Source organism: Mesotoga sp. UBA5825, from assembly GCF_002432955.1.
Lineage (GTDB): Bacteria > Thermotogota > Thermotogae > Petrotogales > Kosmotogaceae > Mesotoga.
Window position 1 is genome coordinate 1 of sequence record NZ_DJHG01000128.1, and the last position, 3,435, is coordinate 3,435.

The window sequence follows — 3,435 nt, forward strand, 5'->3', positions numbered from 1 at the left end:
TCAACGGTCCACCGTCCACCGATAAGAGAGAGAGCCACCGCAGACCGAAATCGTAGTTAAAAACCACGAGACAGAACCGAAAATAGGGACTGACGAGCTCCTGACGTCTGTACCGTTTTTCGCGTTTTCTCGCCCTCTCTTTCTCTCTCTCTTCCCCTCTCCTCTTCCCGCTCTTCCCAAGGACGGGTCCACGCTCCTAAACGAAGGTCGAAGGACGGCTCTCTGCACGCTCTTATGAAGGAAGAACTGCTCTTGTTCCTAAAAATGGAGTCCCTATTTTTCCGACCTCAGGGTCATCCCGTGATGCACCTGCACGGGATCTCGCCCTGAAGATCAGCTGCACGCTTAAGAACAAGAACCCCCTGGTCGCTGGAAGAGCCGCTGTGCGCTTAAGAACGGTGACCCCGCTGTACGCTGTTTAGAGCCGTCTTCGTTTAAAAGCTCGACTGGCTGTGACGAAGCCACCAACGTTATTTTTCCAGATACGCCTTCAATGCCTCTTCAATTGTCATCGGCTCCAGAATCACCGGCTCGTAGTCCATCTCGGCGAGCTTTTTCAGCGATCCCTGTCCCATTGCTGCCCCGATCCATACAGGGCAGTCACCGATAACCTGGAGGATCTCGTCGAGTTCCGCATGCTTATGATTCTCGAAATAAGGATTAGGCCTTGCTTCCAGCTTGACGGCGCATTTGCCTTCGTCAAGCTCATAAATGTCGTAGTACCTTGACTGCCCGAAGTGGTCGTCGTTCAATTTGAAACCGTCGTTGGTCCCAATTGCGATTAACTTTCCCATCTCTCATCCTCCTGATCGTCTTCCTGCAAGGATGTATCTGTAAAAATCCTTCCCGCGATAGGAGTTCTTCTCGACGTTCGGATTCTTGCTAAGTCTCTTCAGAAGATCTCCGACCGATTCCTCATTGAACTCCGCCTCCACAAAACTCTTTATGTCTTTCTCCGACATCGGATGGCGCTTGATGATCTCGATCACTGCATCCAGCGCTTTTTTCTCAGAGGTAGTGAAGCTGCTGACCGGGAGGTTCTCGATACTCTCCGCCTTCAAAAGGGCACGGGCATATCTAAGCGTCTCTTCTTCAGGTATTTCTACATTTTCTTCTGCCGGTGGCCTGGCAGGAACATTTATGTACACTCTTGCCGGGGCCAGCAGTTCGATCCTATTCTTCAGTTCTCCAAGAAATCTGTCACTGTCGTTGTAATCCTTTACGAGCATTACTTCCAGCCAGATTTCACCTTTGAATTCCTTCGAAAACTCTAGCAAACCATTATAGACCCTCTCATGTCTGAGCTTTCCATAAGGTCTGTTTATTCTCCGAAAGCTCTCCCCGTCAATGGCATCGAAGGTCGGCATCACAATGTCGAAATTCATTATCTCTTCTCTTAATGTTTTCTCATATAGAAGAGAGCCATTTGTGATTAGCACAAGCGGCTTGGCTGTCAGTTCTCTTAGTCCATTCACTATGGAATCCAATGGCTTGTACAGAGTCGGTTCACCTTCTCCGACAACCGTCACAACGTCGAACGACTCTTCACCGTGAGCCTCTATAAACGTTCTTGCCTCGGATAGAATCTCCTCAGGCGGATAGAAGGTCTGCCTGGTATTGGTCATATTCGTCGTTCTTCCTAGCTGGCAGTAAATACACGAGTAATTGCATGTCTTGAACGGTATCGTACAGACCCCAAGCGATCTGCCAAGTCTTCTTGAAGGCACCACTCCGTATACATGACTCAAACGAATCACATCCCTAACGATATTGTTTGGCTATCTTCCTCCCTGTCCTCCCATGCCCTTTCCCTGTCCTCCTCCGCGTCTGCCTCCCCCCATACCTCGTCCCAGTCCTCTTCCCTGTCCAGAACCGGTTTCACGGCCGATGCCGTATCCTCCTCCACCGGCTCTAAGAGAGGGATTTTCAGAGTTTGACCTTATTGCATTCACCGGACAGGCACTGAAACAATCCCCGCATCTGGTGCAAAGCGCGTTGTTTATGTACGCCTTGCCCGCCTTCATTACGATTGCTCCTTCCACCGGACAGGCTTTGATACACAGTCCGCATCCGGTGCACATATCTTCTCTTACCCAAGGCAATTTAAACATCTCCTTTTTTCATTATATATGTTTATTGCATATATATTATATCACCACAAAATCCCCTTTTACAAATTCCCGGAATACTCTGACGAACATCCTGAAAAGAATCTGCTTCCAAAAGCTGTCCGAGTGAGACGACCACTTGCCAATAAGCTTCGCCAGTAATAATTGTTGCTTGTGAAACGGGAGATTTCGTCTAGAATAGGAATCATAACACACTCAATTGGAGGTGCAGAAAAGTGAAATCTTATGTTTCCAAGAAAGCCGTCTTTTCCATTATCCTTGTTCTTTTTCTATCGGCTGTGGGCCTGGCCCAGCCCATTACCTTCCTTGTAAATCCCGATTACGATCCCTTCAGTTACCTGGATGAAGGCCATCTGAAGGGCTTCCTCGTCGATCTGATCGAATCGCTGGAAAGCGAAACGGGCATAGACGTCGAGATGAGACCCGTTAAATTCGACGAAGCCCTCAAAATGTTACAGGGCGAAGGGAGATACTGCATTCCCTCTCTTGTCTTCACGACCCAGAGAAAAGCTCTTTATCAGTGGGTAGGCCCCGTTGTCATAACGAACACTTACCTCTACACGAGAGAAGAGCTCTCGAGTGAATTCAAATCGCTGGAGGACGTCAGAAACGCAAACTCGGTGGGCGTGGTTAGAGAATACTACTCCCACAAACTCTTAGAGGAGCAGGGATTCGACAACCTAATCATTTTTGAAGACGAGGAGTCATTGCTCGATGCCCTATTTGTCGGGGAAATCGACCTCGCGCCCTTCAACTCGGCAGTTCTACGACAGCTACTCCAGAAAGAACAGGCCTCTAATCTTCTCGTGCCAACAGTTGCGATCGACCTTGACATGACATACCTCGGTTTCTCGAAGGACGTCCCCTCCGAAATCGTGAGCGCATTCCAGAAGGCTCTCGACGGTCTCAAGGCATCCGGCTCCTTCTCCGAACTCTACGGCCAATGGTTCCCCGGACAGCCCGTTCCCGGCATCTACACCTTCCTGACCGAGGAGTACCCGCCCGTTACCTTCAAAGGTGAAAATGGAGAACCGACGGGCTTCGTAACCGAAATGGTAAAGGAGATCCTCCGTAGAAACGATATGTCTGGCGAGATCCTGATCGTCCCATGGTCAATAGGCTATGAACTGGCCTCCAATCTGCCGAACGTCTTCCTCTTCAGCATGGACCAGACCGAGCAACGAAGGGATAACTTCGAGTGGATCGGACCGGTGGGAAAGAACACCGCCTACCTCTACGCCCGCAAAGACACAGTCACCCCAGCTACAGATCTCGAATCCGCAAAGACTGTCGCGGCCATAGGCAC

The 3,435-nt window shown here is 49.8% G+C and carries 4 protein-coding genes; 1 reads left to right on the forward strand and 3 read right to left on the reverse strand.

Features of this window, described 5'->3' with window-relative positions; genetic code table 11:
- Positions 1-470: 470 nt before the first annotated feature.
- The 3 genes from B3N33_RS12265 to B3N33_RS12275 are packed head-to-tail and all read right to left on the reverse strand — an operon-like array spanning position 471 to position 2,111.
- Positions 471-794, reverse strand: a complete 324-nt coding sequence (locus tag B3N33_RS12265; RefSeq protein WP_103134929.1) for a NifB/NifX family molybdenum-iron cluster-binding protein — start codon at positions 792-794, stop codon at positions 471-473.
- 3 nt (positions 795-797) lie between these two features.
- Entirely contained in the window at positions 798-1,757 is a 960-nt protein-coding gene (locus tag B3N33_RS12270; protein ID WP_292593502.1) for a radical SAM protein, read from the reverse strand.
- A 21-nt stretch (positions 1,758-1,778) separates the two neighbouring features.
- Complete coding sequence (locus B3N33_RS12275) at positions 1,779-2,111, reverse strand: 4Fe-4S binding protein (protein WP_292593503.1); 333 nt, start codon at positions 2,109-2,111, stop codon at positions 1,779-1,781.
- Positions 2,112-2,344: 233 nt separating this feature from the next.
- Between B3N33_RS12275 and B3N33_RS12280 the strand changes: the two genes are divergently transcribed.
- On the forward strand, positions 2,345-3,435 hold a 1,091-nt coding region (locus tag B3N33_RS12280), incomplete at its 3' end, for a substrate-binding periplasmic protein (RefSeq protein ID WP_292593505.1).

What these genes read in the sequence shown, in the direction of transcription:
- B3N33_RS12265 (WP_103134929.1), bottom strand. Translation starts at nt 794, where the DNA reads ATGGGAAAGTTAATCGCAATTGGGACCAACGACGGTTTCAAATTGAAC.
- B3N33_RS12275 (WP_292593503.1), bottom strand. Translation starts at nt 2,111, where the DNA reads ATGTTTAAATTGCCTTGGGTAAGAGAAGATATGTGCACCGGATGCGGA.